The sequence below is a fragment of the Rhodanobacter sp. UC4438_H5 genome (genome assembly GCF_052978405.1).
In genome coordinates, this window is sequence record NZ_CM129672.1 from 1169763 (window position 1) to 1186395 (window position 16633).

18 protein-coding genes are annotated in these 16633 nt (G+C 69.7%); 5 read left to right on the plus strand and 13 right to left on the minus strand.

Features of this window, described 5'->3' with window-relative positions:
* Positions 1 to 17: 17 nt before the first annotated feature.
* From ACVCL9_RS05390 to ACVCL9_RS05450, 13 genes are all read right to left on the minus strand, one after another.
* On the minus strand, positions 18 to 1004 hold the full coding sequence (locus tag ACVCL9_RS05390; protein WP_447098843.1) for a PIG-L deacetylase family protein: 987 nt from the start codon (positions 1002 to 1004) through the stop codon (positions 18 to 20).
* Positions 1004 to 1939, minus strand: a complete 936-nt coding sequence (holB, locus tag ACVCL9_RS05395; RefSeq protein WP_447098842.1) for a DNA polymerase III subunit delta' — start codon at positions 1937 to 1939, stop codon at positions 1004 to 1006. The genes ACVCL9_RS05390 and holB overlap by 1 nt, the downstream gene beginning before the upstream one ends.
* Positions 1936 to 2577: a dTMP kinase gene (gene tmk, locus ACVCL9_RS05400; RefSeq protein WP_447098841.1), complete on the minus strand. Its 642-nt coding sequence runs from the start codon at positions 2575 to 2577 to the stop codon at positions 1936 to 1938. Before tmk ends, holB begins: the two co-directional genes overlap by 4 nt.
* Positions 2574 to 3614 carry an endolytic transglycosylase MltG gene (gene mltG, locus ACVCL9_RS05405; protein WP_395118624.1) on the minus strand — a complete coding sequence of 347 codons (1041 nt, stop codon included), beginning with the start codon at positions 3612 to 3614 and terminating at the stop codon, positions 2574 to 2576. The genes tmk and mltG overlap by 4 nt, the downstream gene beginning before the upstream one ends.
* On the minus strand, positions 3611 to 4432 hold the full coding sequence (gene pabC / locus ACVCL9_RS05410) for an aminodeoxychorismate lyase (RefSeq protein ID WP_447098840.1): 822 nt from the start codon (positions 4430 to 4432) through the stop codon (positions 3611 to 3613). Before pabC ends, mltG begins: the two co-directional genes overlap by 4 nt.
* Complete coding sequence (locus tag ACVCL9_RS05415) at positions 4432 to 5778, minus strand: aminodeoxychorismate synthase component I (RefSeq protein ID WP_447098839.1); 1347 nt, start codon at positions 5776 to 5778, stop codon at positions 4432 to 4434. Before ACVCL9_RS05415 ends, pabC begins: the two co-directional genes overlap by 1 nt.
* 11 nt (positions 5779 to 5789) lie before the next feature.
* Complete coding sequence (gene fabF / locus ACVCL9_RS05420; RefSeq protein ID WP_447098838.1) at positions 5790 to 7028, minus strand: beta-ketoacyl-ACP synthase II; 1239 nt, start codon at positions 7026 to 7028, stop codon at positions 5790 to 5792.
* A 231-nt stretch (positions 7029 to 7259) separates the two neighbouring features.
* The gene (gene acpP / locus ACVCL9_RS05425; protein WP_007513179.1) at positions 7260 to 7499 is read right to left on the minus strand and encodes an acyl carrier protein; all 240 of its coding nucleotides are present in this window, start codon (positions 7497 to 7499) and stop codon (positions 7260 to 7262) included.
* A gap of 199 nt (positions 7500 to 7698) precedes the next feature.
* Positions 7699 to 8442, minus strand: coding sequence for a 3-oxoacyl-ACP reductase FabG (gene fabG, locus ACVCL9_RS05430; RefSeq protein ID WP_395118632.1), 744 nt, complete (start codon positions 8440 to 8442; stop codon positions 7699 to 7701).
* A gap of 38 nt (positions 8443 to 8480) precedes the next feature.
* Positions 8481 to 9428, minus strand: coding sequence for an ACP S-malonyltransferase (fabD, locus tag ACVCL9_RS05435; RefSeq protein WP_447098837.1), 948 nt, complete (start codon positions 9426 to 9428; stop codon positions 8481 to 8483).
* A gap of 144 nt (positions 9429 to 9572) precedes the next feature.
* Positions 9573 to 10547 carry a beta-ketoacyl-ACP synthase III gene (locus ACVCL9_RS05440; RefSeq protein ID WP_447098836.1) on the minus strand — a complete coding sequence of 325 codons (975 nt, stop codon included), beginning with the start codon at positions 10545 to 10547 and terminating at the stop codon, positions 9573 to 9575.
* A 148-nt stretch (positions 10548 to 10695) separates the two neighbouring features.
* The gene (gene rpmF / locus ACVCL9_RS05445) at positions 10696 to 10890 is read right to left on the minus strand and encodes a 50S ribosomal protein L32 (protein WP_136257062.1); all 195 of its coding nucleotides are present in this window, start codon (positions 10888 to 10890) and stop codon (positions 10696 to 10698) included.
* Positions 10891 to 10973: 83 nt separating this feature from the next.
* Positions 10974 to 11492: a YceD family protein gene (locus tag ACVCL9_RS05450; RefSeq protein WP_395121392.1), complete on the minus strand. Its 519-nt coding sequence runs from the start codon at positions 11490 to 11492 to the stop codon at positions 10974 to 10976.
* Between the two features lie 145 nt (positions 11493 to 11637).
* Between ACVCL9_RS05450 and ACVCL9_RS05455 the strand changes: the two genes are divergently transcribed.
* From ACVCL9_RS05455 to ACVCL9_RS05475, 5 genes are all read left to right on the plus strand, one after another.
* On the plus strand, positions 11638 to 12093 hold the full coding sequence (locus tag ACVCL9_RS05455; RefSeq protein ID WP_447098835.1) for a hypothetical protein: 456 nt from the start codon (positions 11638 to 11640) through the stop codon (positions 12091 to 12093).
* On the plus strand, positions 12093 to 12689 hold the full coding sequence (locus tag ACVCL9_RS05460) for a Maf family protein (protein WP_447098834.1): 597 nt from the start codon (positions 12093 to 12095) through the stop codon (positions 12687 to 12689). Before ACVCL9_RS05455 ends, ACVCL9_RS05460 begins: the two co-directional genes overlap by 1 nt.
* A 79-nt stretch (positions 12690 to 12768) precedes the next feature.
* Entirely contained in the window at positions 12769 to 13710 is a 942-nt protein-coding gene (locus ACVCL9_RS05465) for an AAA family ATPase (protein WP_395118642.1), read from the plus strand.
* The gene (locus ACVCL9_RS05470; protein WP_447098833.1) at positions 13710 to 14663 is read left to right on the plus strand and encodes a DUF58 domain-containing protein; all 954 of its coding nucleotides are present in this window, start codon (positions 13710 to 13712) and stop codon (positions 14661 to 14663) included. The genes ACVCL9_RS05465 and ACVCL9_RS05470 overlap by 1 nt, the downstream gene beginning before the upstream one ends.
* A complete protein-coding gene (locus ACVCL9_RS05475) occupies positions 14660 to 16627 on the plus strand; it encodes a transglutaminase TgpA family protein (protein ID WP_447098832.1) in 1968 nt (655 codons plus the stop codon). The genes ACVCL9_RS05470 and ACVCL9_RS05475 overlap by 4 nt, the downstream gene beginning before the upstream one ends.
* The last annotated feature ends 6 nt before the right edge of the window (positions 16628 to 16633 follow it).

The window sequence follows — 16633 nt, forward strand, 5'->3', positions numbered from 1 at the left end:
CCTGCTTGCGCAGCAACCTAGCTGGGTCGGTCCAAGGGCGCAACACCGACGGCGGGGGTCGGTTCGTCGGCTTGGATCTGGCACCAGCCCCAATGGTCGAATATCCACGGCGAGCACAAGTCCAGCGACAGCCGCACGAAACACGGCGCCGCACGCGCAGCCGCGGGCAGCTGCAGGCGCAATGTGCCGTCCGCGTCATGTCGCAGCGGCGCGCTCTGCCAGGCCCAGCGCTGCGATGTTGCCGGGTTCACCAGGTCCAGCCGCAGCCAGCGCCACCACACGCGGGGCGGGTGCCACGGCAGGGCTGCCGGCATCGGAGCGTCCGGCTCGAAATAGGTTTCGTCGCGCTCCGCCATTCGGCGCAGGCGCTTGCCGCTCAACGCGAGTTGGCTGCGATGCGCCTGCAGGGCGGCGCGCTTGCCGGCGAGCTGGGCGGCCGTGGCAGGCATCTTCAAGGCGCGCCGATCCCCCTTGTCGCCATGCACGAGGTAGGCGAGCAGCGCCGGCGGCGTGGCGTGGCCGGCCAATGCCAGCCGCACCAGCACGTGCGCCGCGCTGTGGTCGGGATGCCGATCCTGCAATGACGGCACGGCGATCAGGTCGGGGGCGAAGCGGTCGATCGCATCGCGGATGGCGGCCACGGCCAGGTCGGTCGATCGCAGCAAGAGGCCGGTGACGCCGAGGTCGGGCCAGTCCAGGGATTGCAACGCAGTCGCCGGTACCCCCAGCGCGGCGAGCGCATGCTGCAATTCGGCCGCGCGCCGCTGCGCCCAGCGGCGCCGATCCGCCGCGCCGAGGCGCCAGCGGCGTTCCAGCGCGCGCTGCGGCCAGGGATTGTTGTCGCCGGCGGTCAGCAGCAGGATGCGCACCTCGCCACCGGCCGCCAGCACTTGCTGCAGCAGCACGCCGGTGGCCAGGGTTTCGTCATCGGGATGCGGCGCGATCACCAGCAGACGGGTGCTCGCGGAGAACTCTGGCCCACCGTCGCCCCGGGCACTGTCCATCAGCGCCACCGGGACAGCAGCTCCAGCAGCAGCAGATCCGGGCGCAAGGGGCCGCGCAGGCCCTCGCGTGCGCGGTTGCTGGCGTCGTGCCAATCGCCCAGCGCCGCCGCGTCCAGCGCGCTGCCCAGTGGCGGGCGATCGCCCAGCGAACGGGCGCGCAGTTCGTCGGCCGCGGCCTGCGCGGCAAACCACAGCCGTTGCGCCGGCTCGTCGTCCAGCCAGCGCTTGACCACCTCGGCCGCTTGGCCGCGCCCGCCGGCCAGCGCCGCCAGGTCGCGGCGGACTTCGGTGCGCTGCTCCAGCGCGCCATGCCGGCTCCATTGCATGGCGAGTCCCGGGTTGCCACCGGCTGCCGCCAGCGCCGCCCTGCCGTCGGCCACGCCTTCGCGCTGCAGCCAGGCCAGCGCCAGCGCCGGTTCGGGCAGATGGAACTCGATCCGCTGGCAACGGCTGCGGATCGTCGGCGGCAACCGCCACGGCGCATCGGCCAGCAGGATCAGCATGGTTTGCGCAGCCGGTTCCTCCAGCGTCTTCAGCAAGGCATTGGCCGCCGCGGCGTTCATCGCGTCGGCCGGGTCGATGGTGACCACTTGCCAGCCGCCGAGCTGGCTGCGCATGGCCAGCCGGGCGGACAACTCGCGGATCTGGTCGACCACGATCTCGGTGCGTGGCGTGCCGTCCTTGCGCAAGCCGAAGGTCAGTTCCACCCGGTCCGGATGCGAGCCGGCCGCGCTCAACCGGCAACCCCGGCAATGCCCGCAGGCTTCGCCGTGCACCGGCTCGGTGCACAGCAGGCCGCGCACGAAACGCTGCGCGAACGCACGCTTGCCCAGGCCGGCGGCACCACACAGCAGCAGGGCGTGCGGCAGCGCGCCGCGCTCGCGACGGGCCTGCAGCCGCGACCAATGATCCTCGTGCCATGGCAGTGCGTTCATCGGGCCGACCCTTCCAGCCACTCGATCAAGGCATGCGTGGCCGCCTGCAGCACCTGCCCGGGAGCCTGGCTGGCGTCGATGACGCGGAAGCGGTTCGGCTCCTGTGCCGCGCGGTCGCGGTAGCTGGCACGCACCCGCTCGAAGAACGCGTCCGCCTCGGACTCGATGCGGTCGGCCTCGCCGCGACCGGCGGCACGGGCGCGCCCGGCCGCGACCGGCAGGTCGAGCAGCAAAGTGAGATCGGGCTTCACGCCGTCGCAGGCCCAGCGCTCCAGTTCCTCGATGCGCGCGGCGGGCTGGCCGCGTCCACCGCCCTGGTAGGCGTAACTCGCGTCGGCAAAGCGGTCGCACACCACCCACTGCCCCGCAGCCAGCGCGGGCTCGATCACCTCGCGCACCAGCTGTGCGCGCGAGGCGAACATCAACAGCAGTTCGGTCTCCGCCGCCAGCGGGGCCAGCGCCGGATCCAGCACGATCGCGCGCACCGCCTCGCCCACCGGCGTGCCGCCCGGCTCGCGCGCCTGCACCACCGACAGCCCGCGCTGGCGAAGGCAGGCCAGCACGCCGGCCAGCAAGGTGCTCTTGCCGGCGCCCTCGCCGCCCTCGAGGCTGATGAACCTGCCGCGCGCGGGACTCATCGGCAGCGCTTCCGCTGGTAGCAGTCGACGTTGCGGTTGTGCTCGGCCAGGGTGCTGGAGAACACGTGGCTGCCATCGCCGCGCGCCACGAAATACAACGCATCGCCGGCGGCGGGATGCAGCGCGGCCGCGATCGCCGGCCGGCCCGGCAGGGCGATCGGCGTGGGCGGGAGGCCGGGCCGGGTGTAGGTGTTGTAGGGCGTGTCGGCGGCGAGATCGCTCTTGCGGATGTTGCCGTCGTAACGCGCGCCCATGCCGTAGATCACGCTGGGGTCGGTCTGCAGCAGCATGTGATGCTCCAGGCGCCGGACGAACACCCCGGCGATCTTCGCACGCTCGTCGGCGCGGCCGGTTTCCTTCTCCACGATCGAGGCCAGGATCAGCGCCTGGTACGGATTGGCCAGCGGCAAGTCCGGCGCACGCCCCGGCCAAAGCGCCGCCAGCGTACGCTCCATCGCCGCATGGGCGCGGCGCAGGATGTCCAGCTCGCCGTCGCCCTTCACGTAGGCGTAGGTCTCTGGCAGGAAGCGTCCTTCCGGCGCCTCGCCGCCGGCGCCGATGCGCTGCATGATCGTCGCGTCGTCGAGGCCGCTGGTGTCGTGCTGCAGCACGTCGGCCTGGGCCAGCGCGCGGCGCAGCTCGGCGAACGTCCAGCCGTCGACGATAGTGAAGTTGCGCTGCAGGACCTTGCCCGCCGCCATGTCCGACAGCAACTGGCGCGGCGTGATGCCGGGCGCGAGCGCATATTCCCCCGCGTGCAGCTTGCCGGCCACGTGCATCTGCTCGGCCAGCAATCGCCAGTACCACGGGCTGGCCGTGGTCAGACCCTGTCGCCGCAGCTCGGCGACGATGCCCCGGAAACTGGTGCCGCGGCTGACGTCGATGCTTTGCTGTTGCGGCGATACGTTCAACGCGGTCACGCTGAAACGATGGTAGTCGTTCCAGCCCACCGCCAGCGCCGCAGCGAGCGCCAGCGCCAGCACCACCAGCAGCAACCCGTGCAGCCGCGCAGCCCCGCGCATCGCTCGAACACTCATCCGCCCTGCTCCATTGAAAATCCCAGATCGCGCCAATGCTGCTGCAACCGGCGCGCCACTGCGCCGGGTGCCCAGGTCCAACGCTCCAGCGACTGTACCGGCACGATGCCGCGCACGCTCGAACTCAGGAACAGCTCGCTGGCCCCGGCCAGGGCCTCCAACCCGATCTCGGCCACGCGCGCCGACATCGCCTCCAGCACCTCGGCCCGCGCGACCCCGGCGATGCCGCAGCGGTCCACGGCCGGGGTCAGCAACTCGCCGTCGATCACCGCGAACAGGTTGGCCATGGTCGCCGAAATCACATGGCCGTGGCCATCGCACAGCACGCCTTCGGCGATCGCCGGATCGTTCCACTCGGCGCGCGCCAGCACCTGCTCCAACCGGTTCAGATGCTTGACGCCGGCCAGTCGCGGCTGCTCGGCCAGCCGCAGCCGGCACACCCGCATGCGCACGCCGTGGATGGCCGCCTCTCCCACCGGCGGCGGCGGGAACGCGGCCACCACGCGGGTGGGTCGCGGCGCTGTCGGAGGCGCATAACCGCGCTCGCCGATGCCGCGCGTCACGGTGATACGCACCACCGCATGCGCCATGTCCGCCCGGACCTGCTGCGTTTCGTGCCAGAGCTGGTCCGGGTCGGGTGCGGGAATCAGCAGGCGCTCGCAACCGGCCGTCAGCCGCTGCATGTGCCGCGCCCACAGCGGCGCGCGCGTGCCGACCATGCGGATGCTCTCGAACAGGCCGTCGCCGTAACCGAAGCCGCGGTCGAGCACGCTGACCCGATCCGCGGCCACGCCGTCGACCAGCAGCCGCGCCGCCATCAGCCCGGCTTCCCGAGCGCGCGCAGCAGGCCGCGTGCCTTGGCGCGCGTCTCGTCCAGCTCGGCGGCGGCTTCCGAGTCGGCGACGATGCCCGCGCCGGCGCGCAGGCTCACGTGCTCGCCGCTCAGCGTCAGGGTGCGGATCAGGATGTTCAAGTCGAGCTCGCCATTGCAGTCCAGGTAGCCCAGCGCGCCGGTATAGGCGCCGCGCGGCGTGCGCTCCAGCGCGGCGATGATCTCCATGCAGCGTACCTTGGGGCAGCCGGTGATGGTGCCGCCGGGAAAGGTGGCGGCGATCACCTCGCCCGGCGTCACGCCGGCGCGCAGCCGTCCGCGTACATTGGAGACGATGTGGTGAACATGGGCGTAACTCTCCACCACCATCAGCTCGTCGACCTCGACCGTGCCCGGCGCGCAGACACGACCCAGGTCGTTGCGCTCCAGGTCGAGCAGCATCACGTGTTCGGCACGCTCCTTCGGGTGGGCGCTCAGTTCGCGGATGCGCGCGTGCTCGTCGTCGCCGTTCAGCCGCGGGCGCGTACCGGCGATCGGACGCGTCTGCGCCACGCCGCCGCGCACTTCCACCAGGCGTTCGGGCGAGGAACTCAGCACGGCCCAGCCCGGCTGTTGCAGCAAACCGGCGAACGGCGCCGGGTTGGCGCGGCGCAAGGCGTCGTAAAGCGCCGCCGGCTGGGGAGGCAGCGCGTAGCGGGCGTTCCAGCCGCGCGACAGGTTCACCTGGAACGTGTCGCCGGCCCGGAGGTGTTCGTGAATGCGCTGCACGCCATCGAGGAAGTCGCCGGGCGGGTCTTCCTCGATGGTCTCGAGTGCGGGCAACGGCGGCCATGCCGCCGGCGATGCAAGATCGGCTTCGAGCCGGTCGAGCAACGGCTCGAAGCCGGCCTCGGCGACCAGCCAGGTGCATTCGTGCCAATGGTCGACGATGATCGCCGCCGGGCAGCGCACGGCCAGCGCCAACGGCAGCGTCGAGCTGGGCGGCAACTTCAATCGGGGCTCGATCTCGGCGGCCAGTTCATAGCTCAGCAGCAAAACCCAACCGCCGTGGAACGGCAACTCGTCGGCGCCAGCCGGGCACCGCCCGGCAAGCCACACCCGGTCCAGCGCATCGAGAAAGCGACCCGGCTGCACGCGACCGTCACCGTCGCGCAACACGCCATCGGCGACCAGTTCCAGCCGCTCGCCGGGAAACGCGAACAGGATGTCGTAGCGCGATTGCGCGCTGCCGTGCACGACGCTCTGCAACAGGCACGGATAGCGCTCGGGGAGCGTCGCCGCCGGCGCGAGAAGATCGCGCCGGCCGTCCAGCCGGCGCCGATGGCAAGCCATGCCCGCGTCGGTCAAACGCGACGGAACGCCAGCGTGCCGTTGGTGCCGCCGAAGCCGAACGAGTTGGACAGCACCACGTCGAGCTTCGCCTCGCGCGCGACGTTGGGCACGAAGTCGAGGTCGCAGCCTTCGCCCGGCTCGTCCAGGTTGATCGTGGGCGGCAGCACCTGGTCGCGCAGCGCCAGCACGCTGAAGATCGCCTCGACGCCACCGGCCGCGCCCAGCAGATGGCCGGTGGTGGATTTGGTGGAGCTCATCGCCAGCTTGTACGCGTGGTCGCCGAACACCTTCTTCGCCGCCATCACCTCGCCGAGGTCGCCCAGCGGCGTGGAGGTGCCGTGGGCGTTGACATACTGCACGTCGGACGGATTGAGGCCGGCGTCGTTCAACGCGGTCTGGATGCAGCGCGCCGCGCCTTCGCCGCCTTCGCTGGGCGCGGTCATGTGGAATGCGTCGCCGCTCATGCCGAAGCCGACCAGCTCGGCGTAGATGCGCGCGCCGCGCGCCTTGGCATGCTCGTACTCCTCCAGCATCACCACGCCGGCGCCGTCGGACAGCACGAAGCCGTCGCGATCCTTGTCCCACGGGCGGCTCGCCTTGGTCGGCTCGTCGTTGCGGGTGGACATCGCCTTGGCCGAGCAGAAGCCGGCCATCGCGGTGCCGGTGGTGGCGAACTCGGCGCCGCCGGCGATCATCGCGTCGGCATCGCCGTACTGGATCATGCGTGCGGCCAGGCCGATGTTGTGCGCGCCGGTGGTACAGGCAGTGACGCAGGCGATGTTGGGCCCCTTCAGGCCGAACATGATGGACAGCTGGCCCGAGACCATGTTGATGATCGAGCTGGGCACGTAGAACGGCGACACGCGGCGCGGACCCTTGGCGGCCAGCTCCAGCGTGGTCGATTCGATCGTGTACAGGCCGCCGATACCGGCGCCCACCGCCACGCCGACGCGAGGTGCGTTGGCCTCGGTGATCTCCAGGCCCGAATCGCGCAGAGCCTGGGTGCCCGCCGCCACGCCGTAATGGATGAACGGGTCCATCTTCTTGACGTCCTTGAGCGGCATCCATTCGGCCGGGTCGAAACCGCTGACCTGTCCGGCGATGCGCGTCGAGTAGGCCGAGGTGTCGAAGTGGACGACGGGGCCGATGCCGCTCTCGCCCTTGACCACCCGATCCCACGCGCTGGCGATGTCGTTGCCGACGGGCGAGATGATGCCCATGCCGGTCACTACTACTCGACGCTTGCTCATGCTTGTTCCTTCGTTATTCCCGGGAAGCTGCCACGACCGATGGCCGGCGCGGCGCGCTCCGGGTGCGTCGTCCGTGGCGCCCGACGATGCGCGATGCACCATACGGGTTCGGACGTTGCGAAATTCAGAAACGAAAACTGCGCCATTCAGGCGCAGCATTCGATACCGCTGCCCATCCTTGCCGGCTCGCACGGGGCGTGCCAGGCGGGATGGACATGCCTCCGGAACCGATCAGTCCTTGGAGTGGGCCTTGATGTAGTCGACGGCCTGCTGCACGGTGGTGATCTTCTCGGCATCCTCGTCCGGGATCTCGGTCTCGAACTCTTCCTCGAGCGCCATCACCAGCTCCACCGTGTCCAGCGAGTCCGCGCCCAGATCATCCACGAACGAAGCGTTCGCCGTGACTTCATCTTCCTTCACGCCCAACTGCTCGACGACGATTTTCTTGACGCGTTCTTCGATGGTGCTCATGTTGCCCATACCTCTCAAGGGGTGATTGTTTGTCGGTACCGGTCCGACTGCATGGCTCAAGACCGGCGGCATTGTAGTGGCTAAGCGCCAGTGCTGCCACGATTCGCCGGCGATGGCTGGCCACGGCCGCCGTTGACCGACGCGAAAGCGCAATTGTCGCCTAAAAAGAGCCTGCTGGCGACAACTCCGTGCGCCGGCCTCACGGCATGTACATCCCGCCGTTGACGTGCAAGGTCTCGCCGGTGATGTAGGACGCCGCAGGCGAAGCCAGGAATCCCACGGCCTTGGCGATGTCGCCGGCATCGCCCAGACGGCCGAGCGCGATCTGGCCGAGCAACCCGTGGCGGGTCTCTTCCGGCAGTGCGCGGGTCATGTCGGTGTCGATGAAGCCGGGCGCCACCACGTTGACCGTGATGCCGCGCGTGCCGATCTCGCGCGCCAGCGATTTGGAGAACGCGATGATGCCGGCCTTCGCCGCCGCGTAGTTCGCCTGGCCGGGGTTGCCGGTGAGCCCGATCACCGAGGCGATCGAAATGATGCGGCCCTTCTTCGCCTTCATCATGCCGCGCATCACCGCCTTCGACGTGCGGTACACGGAGGTGAGGTTGGTGTCGATGATCGCCTGCCAGTCCTCCTCCTTCATCCGCATCAGCAACTGGTCGCGGGTGATGCCGGCGTTGTTGACCAGGATCGAGACCGGGCCGAATTCCTTCGCGATGGCGTCGACCAGCGCCTCGACGGCGGCGCCGTCGGTGACGTCCAGCACGCGGCCGTGACCGCCGTGCGCAGCCATCCGCTCACCGATCGCGGCGGCGCCGCCTTCGCTGGTGGCGGTGCCGATCACGATGGCGCCCATGGCCGCCAGCTCGTCCGCGATCGCCGCGCCGATGCCGCGGCTGGCGCCGGTGACCAGCGCGATTTCACCTTGCAGTGGGTTGCTCATTGTCGGGTGTTCCTTCGGGGAATCGGAAAACTGAAAACTCACGCCCACTCGGCGCGGGCGGCATCGAGCTGGGCCGGATCGCCAAGCGGGCGCGCCTCGATGCTCTTGTCGATGCGCTTGATCAGTCCGGCCAGCACCTTGCCCGGCCCGCATTCGGCGATGCGCGTGGCACCGCCCGCGGCCAGTGCCTGCACGCACTCGGTCCAGCGCACCGGCAGGTACAACTGGCGCTGCAAGGCGCCGCGGATCTCCTCGACCGTGCCGTAGCTGCGCGCCTCGGCGTTCTGGATCACCGGCACGCGCGGAAGCTGCCAGTCGATCGTGGCCATCCGCTCGCCCAACCGATCGGCCGCCTCGCGCATCAGTGCGCAGTGCGACGGCACCGACACGGCCAGCTTGATCGCCTTCTTCACGCCCAGCTCGGCGAGCCGGACCAGCGCACGATCGACCGCCTCGGTGTTGCCGGCGATCACCAGTTGTCCCGGTGAATTGAAATTGGCCGGTGACACGACCTGCCCTTGCGCCACCTCTTCGCAGACAGCCGCGATCTGCGCATCATCGCCACCGAGGATGGCCGCCATCGCGCCCACGCCGGCCGGCACTGCAGCCTGCATCAGGCGCCCGCGCTCGGCCACCAGGGCGGCCGCGTCGTGCAAGGACAGCGAACCGGCGCAGACCAGCGCGCTGTACTCGCCCAGGCTGTGGCCCGCCAGTTGTGCCGGATCCACGCCACCCAGCTTCTGCCACACGCGCCACACCGCCACGCTGGCAGCCAGCAGCGCCGGCTGGGTGTGCTCGGTGCGGTTGAGCTGTTCCTCCGGCCCCTGCATGGCGAGGCTCCACAGATCGACGCCGGCGCCCTGCGAAGCTTCCCCGAACGCCGACTGCACCTCGGCGTGCGCAGCAGCCAGCTCGGTCAGCATGCCGACCGATTGCGAGCCCTGACCGGGGAAAACGAAAGCCAGCGAAGCGGAAGTGGAACTCATGGAGGCGCAAATCCCGTCGACGAAAACCGCCATGGTGCCAGCATCGACGGCCATACGCAGCTGTATTCCGCATTTTCCGGGACACAAAACACGATGCCGCCTGGCTGGGCGGCATCACGAAGAACTCGCCGGAACCGCGGTGGCTCAGTAACGCAGCAACGCCGAGGCCCAGGTGAAACCGCCGCCGAATGCTTCCAGCAACAGGTTCTGGCCACGCTGCACCTTGCCCGAACGCACCGCGTAATCGAGCGCGAGCGGCACCGAACCCGAGGACGTGTTCGCATGCTTGTCGACCGTCACGATGACCCGCTCCATCGACATGTTCAGCCGCTTGGCGGTCGCCTCGATGATGCGCAGGTTGGCCTGGTGCGGGATCAGCCAGTCGATGTCCGACTCCTGCATGCCGGCCGCCTCCAGCGTCTCGCCGACCAGGGCGTCCAGCGTCTTCACCGCGACCTTGAACACCTCGCGCCCGGACATGCGGATGCGCACGCCGTGATTGGGCTCGTCGCTGAAACCGGCCGACACGCCCACCGGGTTGTACAGCAGGTGCTTGTAGCCGCCGTCGGCGTGCAGGCAGGTGGCGTAGACGCCCGGTTCGCTGGACGCCTCCAGCACCACCGCGCCGGCGCCGTCGCCGAACAGCACGCAGGTTTCGCGCTCCGTCCAGTCGACCATCCGGGTGAGCGTCTCGGCGCCCACCACCAGCACCTTCTTCGACTGCCCGCTGCGGATGAACTTGTCGGCAACGCCCAACGCGTAGACGAAGCCCGAGCACGCCGCATTCACGTCGAACGCCGCGCATCCGTTGGCACCCAGGCGATGCTGCAGCAGGCAGGCGGTGGAAGGAAAGATGAGGTCCGGCGTGGTCGTGCCGAGCACGATCAGGTCGAGTTCGGACGCCTTGACGCCCGCCGCCTCCAGCGCGTTCTGCGCGGCCCGGAAGGACAAGTCGCCCGTGGTTTCGCCGTCGGCGGCGATGTGCCGCTGGCGGATGCCGGTGCGGGTGCGGATCCACTCGTCGCTGGTGTCGACGATCTTTTCCAGATCGGCATTGGTGACGATACGCTCGGGCAAGGCGCTGCCGGTGGCGACGAGGCGGGAATAAATCTGGGTCATTCAACTTTCCATCGGCAGGGACTGCGGGATCGGCCGCTGGGCCGACGCCGTACGTTACGTGCCCGGGTGGCGGAACGCAAAAACGGCGCGTCGCCGCGCCGTTCCGGTTGATCGCCCGGCGGGACCCCGCAGGGCCCCGGCAACCCGGTCAATCCTCGACCGACACCGCGGCCTTGGCCTGGATCACCTTCTTGCCACGGTAGTAGCCGTCCTTGGTGACGTGGTGGCGCAGGTGCACCTCGCCGCTGGTCGGGTCGGTGGATAGCTGCACGGTGCTCAGCTTGTCGTGGGCACGACGCATGCCGCGGGTGGACGGGGTACGGCGGCTCTTGGCAACAGCCATGGTAGTTCTCCAACTGAAACGTGGTGAAATGAAACGGGATGATCGTTGATCGAACGGCCCGGATCAGGCGAGCCGGGCCGACGTTATTTCTTCAGCTCGCGCAATACCGCGAACGGATTCTCCGAGCGCCCCGATTCGGCATGATCCTGCGCCGGGTCGTGGCCTGTCACTTCGTCGGGCAATCGGCTGTCCGGGTTGACCGGGACCAGCGGCAGCGCCAACAGCAATTCGTCCTCTATCACATCCGCCGGTCGCAGGCGGCCATCCTCGGACACCAGCAGCGGTTCGCAATCGGGCGGCAACCCCGCCTCGTCGCGCTCCTGGCCGATCAGCCCCAGCCGCGTGTGCACCGCAACCGGCAGCACGAACGGTTCCAGCGAACGCTGACAGATCAACGTCAGCGGCGCGCTGGCGCGGACATCCACGTAGCTGGTGCCGAGATCGTCGCGCCCGAAATCAAGCGTGAAACTGACCTCGCCACCGGTGCCGGCAAGTGCCTCGCCGAGGCGCCGCAGGCTCGCGATGGGCAGCGTTCCCTCGAATGAACGCCGCGCCGAGACCATGCGCCAAGCGTCCACGGACTCTGGCAGTGTCACGGACATAATCGCGGAATGGTAGGTTTGCCGGGTCGCCAAGTCAACCCGCGGCTGCGCCGGACCGCCGACGCCGACGTCTGTCAGGTGCATTTTGCCTGATCCCGCCCCGATGCGGCAGACTGGGCCACTCCCGCACGACGAAGCCGCGCCCTTGAATCCGTACCTCACGTTCAGCGTGGCGGCCTGCCTCGCCATCCTGATCCTGCTGGCCGGCACGGCCATGCTGCTGCGCAAGCACCAGAACCGGCGCGCCGGCAGCATCCGCGACCTGCTGGACCTCGCCGACCGGCTGGAGATCGACCTGAAAACCTGCCGCTCCGGCCTGCAGCAGGCGCATGCGGTGATGTCGCTGAACCCGGACCTGCCCGCCGCCAGTGAAAAGGACGCCCGTCACGCGGTCGATGCCGGGCTGCGCGCGCTGCTGCAGCAACGCTTGTGGATTCGCGACCGGTCCCCCGCCGCGAGCCAGCACGAACTGGACGAAACCGCCAGCTCGATGCGCGAGGCGCGCGACCGCCTGCAGCCGCTGCTGAAGGCACTGGCCCAGGCGCAAACCGAGCTGAACAGCGCGATGCGCGAGCAGATCCGCCGCGACTCGGACCACTGATGGACAAACTGCACACGCGACGCCGCATCGTGCTGGCCTCGACCTCCCGCTACCGCGCCGACCTGCTGCGCCGCCTGCTGGCGGATTTCGAGCAGGCCGCGCCCGATACCGACGAGACACCGCAGGCCGGGGAAGCTCCCGCGTCGCGTGCCCTGCGCCTGGCGATCGCCAAGGCAACCGCCGTGGCCGCGGATTTCGACGACGCGCTGGTGATCGGCTCCGACCAGGTGGCCGCGCTCGACGGCGCCATCCTGCGCAAGCCCGGCAGCGTGGAGGCGGCCCGCGAGCAGCTCGGCGCCAGCTCCGGCTGCGTCGTGCATTTCCACACCGCGTTGTGCCTGCTCGACACCCGTCATGGCCGCTCGCAAACCCACGTGGATGACACCCGGGTCCGCTTTCGCGAGCTGGGCAGCGCGGAAATCGAGCGCTACGTCACATGCGAGCTGCCGCTGGATTGCGCCGGCAGCTTCAAGTGCGAAGGATTGGGCATCAGCCTGTTCGAGGAAATCGACAATCGCGATCCCAGCGCCCTGATCGGCCTGCCGCTGATCGCACTCGCGCGCATGCTGCGCCAGGCCGGCGTCGCCGTGCCCTGAGCGGCGACGGGCGTGCCGCTACACTGCCGGGCACACGGCGCGGACCGCGCCCGCCTTGGCTCCAGACCGTCGAGAAACCATGTCCGCCACCATCGAGCCCCGCGCCGAAGCGCTGCAACAACGCCTGCAAGCCGCGATCGACCAGGTCAATCGCGTCCTGCTGGGCAAGCCGCATCAGGTCAAACTCGCCTTCACCTGCCTGATCGCCGGCGGCCACCTGCTGCTGGAGGATGTGCCCGGCGTGGGCAAGACCACCCTGGCGCATGCGCTGGCCGCCACCTTCGGGCTGGAGTTCCAGCGCGTGCAGTTCACCAGCGACCTGCTGCCGTCGGACATCATCGGGGTCAGCGTCTACGAGCGCGACAGCGGGAGCTTCCGCTTCCATCCCGGGCCGATCTTCACCGGCCTGCTGCTCGCCGACGAGATCAATCGGGCCAGCCCCAAGACGCAAAGCGCGCTGCTCGAGGCGATGGCGGAGAACCAGGTCACCGTGGACGGCCAGACCCACGCGCTGGCCCCACCCTTTTTCGTCGTCGCCACGCAGAATCCGCTCGATCTCAACGGCACCTTCCCGCTGCCGGATTCGCAACTGGACCGGTTCATGCTGCGGCTGTCGCTGGATTACCCCGACCCCGGCGCCGAGCGCGCGCTGCTCACCGGCAGCGATCGCCGCGACATGCTGGCCCGACTCACCCCGCAGCTGGACGCCGAATCGCTGCTGGCCCTGCACCAGCGGGCGCAGGCCATCACTGCCAGCAGCGCCCTGCTCGACTATCTGCAGGCGCTGCTGGCCGCGAGCCGGCGCCATCCGGAGATCCGCGCGGGCCTGTCGCCACGCGCGGGCCTGGCGTTGCTGGGCGCTGCCCGCGCCTGGGCCATGCTCAGCGGCCGCAGTCATGTACTGCCCGAAGACATCCAGGCCCTGTTCGTGCCGCTGGCAGCTCACCGACTGCCGGCCACGCGGGGGGCCGACGGAGCGCAGCTGGCGCGGCAGTTGCTGACCGAGGTGGCGGTGGATTGATGCGAGGCCTGATGCAACGCCTGCAACGCCGGGCGGAAAAGCGCCTGCCGGCGTTGACCCGCTACCGCCGCCCGGAGCGATTGCCGATCACCCTGCATCGCCGACGCATCTATATCGTGCCCAGCGGCTTCGGCCTCGGCTTCACCGTGCTGTTGCTGGTGATGCTGGTCGGCGCGCTGAACTACAACAACAACGCCGCCCTGCTGCTGACCTGCCTGCTCGGCGCAGCGAGTGCGGCGAGCATGCTGGTGGCATTCCGCAACCTCGACGGGCTGCGCCTGGATCACCTGCGCGCCGGCCACGCGATCGCCGGCGAGGCGATCGAGCTGGTGTGCTCGTTCCATTCGGATCGCCCGCGCGGCGCCCTCCGACTGGACCTGGACGACGAATCGACTGCCTTCGCCGTGGACAGCGCCGACGCCGCCCAGGTCCGCCTGCGCCTGTCGACCCACCGGCGCGGCTGGCAACCGCTGCCGCGACTGCGCCTGTGGACCAGTTGGCCGCTGGGCATGTTCCGCGCCTGGAGCTGGCTGCACCCGGAGCAATCCGTGCTGGTCTGGCCGCGCCCGGAGGCGACCGGTCCGGCGCCACGGGCGATGGCCGACGACGCCCGCCGCATGCAACTTCACCGCGGCGAGGAACTGGCCGCGTTGCGCGACTATCGCGCCGGCGATCCGCAACGGCACATCGCCTGGAAACCCAGCGCCCGCCACGACGACCTGCTGGTGAAGGACTTCGAACAGCCGCGCAGCCGGCCGCAGTGGCGCCTGGACTGGCGGCAACTGCATGGTCTGGACGATGAAGCCCGCATCGCGCGACTGGCACGCTGGCTCAACGAGGCGCAGGCGCAGCGCTGCAGCTACAGCCTGTGGCTGCCGGGCACCGAGATCGGCAGCGGCAGCGGACTGCAGCACTACGTCCGCTGCATGGACGCGCTGGCGGGCCTGCCGTGAGCGGGCGCAGGAAACCGGGCAAGCCGGCGATCGCGCTGCCACAACGCGCGTTCGACCTGCTCTGCCTCAGCGCAGCCTTCGTGCTGGCGGTCAACGCCAGCCACCTGCCGTGGTGGCTCAGTGCCGCGCTTGCCGTGATCCTGGGCAGCCGCTGGTGGCAGCGTCACCGCCACCCCGGTCGCGTGCCGCAGGCGATCAAGCTGCCGCTGCTGACCCTGCTGACCCTGGCGATCATCGCCTACTACGGCAACCTGTTCGGGCGTGCGCCGGGCACCGCGCTGGGCATCGGCCTGCTGGTGCTCAAGCTGCTGGAAACCGAAACGCTGCGCGACGTGCGCGTCGGGGTGGGCTTTGCCTGTTTCACCCTGATGACCGCCCTGCTGTTCGACCAGGGCATGGTCAGCACGCTGGTGGTGGCGCTGGGACTGGTGCCCGCGCTGGCCACCCTGCGGGCGCTGGAACCCGCGCAACCGGCGACCGGCATGGCGCGCAGCTTCATGCCCGCGCTGGCGCTGCTGGCGGCGGCACTCCCGCTGGCCTTGCTCGCCTTCGTGCTGGTGCCCCGGCTGGGTTCGCCGTTGTGGGGCGCACCCGGCCGCGACCAGGCGCGCACCGGCCTCAGCGACCGCATGAGTCCGGGTGCCTTCACCGAGCTGTTGACCGACGATCACCCGGCCATGCGGGTCACCTTCGACGGCCCACCGCCGCCGCCGGACCAGCGCTACTTTCGCGCCTTCGTCATGGCCAGGTACGACGGCGTGAGCTGGAGCTATGACGACGTGGCCCACGCAGCACCGGTGCCGCTCGAGGTCGAGCAGTCGATCGGCTACCGGATCAACCTGCTGCCCACGCACCGCCGCGTGCTGCCGACCCTGGACGTGCCGATCGAGGCGCCCGCGGGGGCCGTCATGCACAGGGACCGCGTGGTGGTAGCCAGCCGACCGGTCGACGATGCGCTCAGCTATGCGCTCGGTTCGGCCACGCGATACCGGCTCGAACCGCAGTTGGACGCGCGACCCCAGCGCTGGCTGCAGCTCCCCGCCCGCTTCAACCCGCGCACGCTGGCGCTCGGCCAATCCTGGCGCGAGCGCCACGGCAGCGACGACAACGCCATCGTCCGCGAGGCGCTGGCGCTGTTTCACGATGGCGGGTTTCGCTACACGCTCGCGCCGGCGCCGTTGGGCCGCGACGCCATGGACGATTTCCTGTTCGCCACGCGCGAAGGCTATTGCGAGCACTACTCGTCCGCATTCACCGTGCTGATGCGCGCAGCCGGCATTCCGGCACGCGTGGTCACCGGCTACCAGGGTGGCTACTGGAACAAGCTGGGCAACTATCTGCTGGTGCGCAACTCCGATGCCCATGCCTGGAGCGAAGTGTGGCTGGCCGGTCGCGGCTGGGTGCGCGTCGACCCCACGGCCGCCGTGCGCCCCGAACGGGTCAGCCTGGGCGCTGCCGCTGCCGCGGGTGATCAGCTGGACTGGTACCGACGCGACTGGCTGCAGCAGTTCCGCAATCGCTGGGACATTGTCAACCGCTGGTGGGACCAGGGCGTTGTGGCGTTTGATGCGCTACGTCAGCGCGGCTTGCTGACCCCGTTCGGCATCCGCGACACCGACACGAGGACGCTGGGCGTGCTGCTGGCCATCGGCAGCAGCCTGTTCGTCGCCATCGGGCTGGCGTGGGCATTGCGGCGGCGGCAGCCGCGCGACCCGTTGCGGGAGGCCTTGCGCGCGCTGGAACGCAAGCTCGCACGGCAACGGGTCGTCCGGCGGACCGGCGAAGGCCCGCAGCACTACCTGAGCCGCGCGGCACGTGCCCTGCCGGCGCAGCGCGGCCAGCTGACGGAGTTGATGCAGCAGTACCTGGAGCTTTGCTATGCCAGCGACGAACCCGCGCCTGAATCAGTCCACGCGTTCCGGCGCATGGTGCGGGATTTTCGGGTAACGAACGTGGTCAAATGACATCGA

Bases quoted from the DNA above. Each gene is read 5' to 3' on its own strand.
- ACVCL9_RS05390 (WP_447098843.1), bottom strand. From the start codon at position 1,004: ATGGACAGTGCCCGGGGCGACGGTGGGCCAGAGTTCTCCGCGAGCACC.
- holB (WP_447098842.1), bottom strand. From the start codon at position 1,939: ATGAACGCACTGCCATGGCACGAGGATCATTGGTCGCGGCTGCAGGCC.
- tmk (WP_447098841.1), bottom strand. From the start codon at position 2,577: ATGAGTCCCGCGCGCGGCAGGTTCATCAGCCTCGAGGGCGGCGAGGGC.
- mltG (WP_395118624.1), bottom strand. From the start codon at position 3,614: ATGAGTGTTCGAGCGATGCGCGGGGCTGCGCGGCTGCACGGGTTGCTG.
- pabC (WP_447098840.1), bottom strand. From the start codon at position 4,432: ATGGCGGCGCGGCTGCTGGTCGACGGCGTGGCCGCGGATCGGGTCAGC.
- ACVCL9_RS05415 (WP_447098839.1), bottom strand. From the start codon at position 5,778: ATGGCTTGCCATCGGCGCCGGCTGGACGGCCGGCGCGATCTTCTCGCG.
- fabF (WP_447098838.1), bottom strand. From the start codon at position 7,028: ATGAGCAAGCGTCGAGTAGTAGTGACCGGCATGGGCATCATCTCGCCC.
- acpP (WP_007513179.1), bottom strand. From the start codon at position 7,499: ATGAGCACCATCGAAGAACGCGTCAAGAAAATCGTCGTCGAGCAGTTG.
- fabG (WP_395118632.1), bottom strand. From the start codon at position 8,442: ATGAGCAACCCACTGCAAGGTGAAATCGCGCTGGTCACCGGCGCCAGC.
- fabD (WP_447098837.1), bottom strand. From the start codon at position 9,428: ATGAGTTCCACTTCCGCTTCGCTGGCTTTCGTTTTCCCCGGTCAGGGC.
- ACVCL9_RS05440 (WP_447098836.1), bottom strand. From the start codon at position 10,547: ATGACCCAGATTTATTCCCGCCTCGTCGCCACCGGCAGCGCCTTGCCC.
- rpmF (WP_136257062.1), bottom strand. From the start codon at position 10,890: ATGGCTGTTGCCAAGAGCCGCCGTACCCCGTCCACCCGCGGCATGCGT.
- ACVCL9_RS05450 (WP_395121392.1), bottom strand. From the start codon at position 11,492: ATGTCCGTGACACTGCCAGAGTCCGTGGACGCTTGGCGCATGGTCTCG.
- ACVCL9_RS05460 (WP_447098834.1), top strand. From the start codon at position 12,093: ATGGACAAACTGCACACGCGACGCCGCATCGTGCTGGCCTCGACCTCC.
- ACVCL9_RS05465 (WP_395118642.1), top strand. From the start codon at position 12,769: ATGTCCGCCACCATCGAGCCCCGCGCCGAAGCGCTGCAACAACGCCTG.
- ACVCL9_RS05470 (WP_447098833.1), top strand. From the start codon at position 13,710: ATGCGAGGCCTGATGCAACGCCTGCAACGCCGGGCGGAAAAGCGCCTG.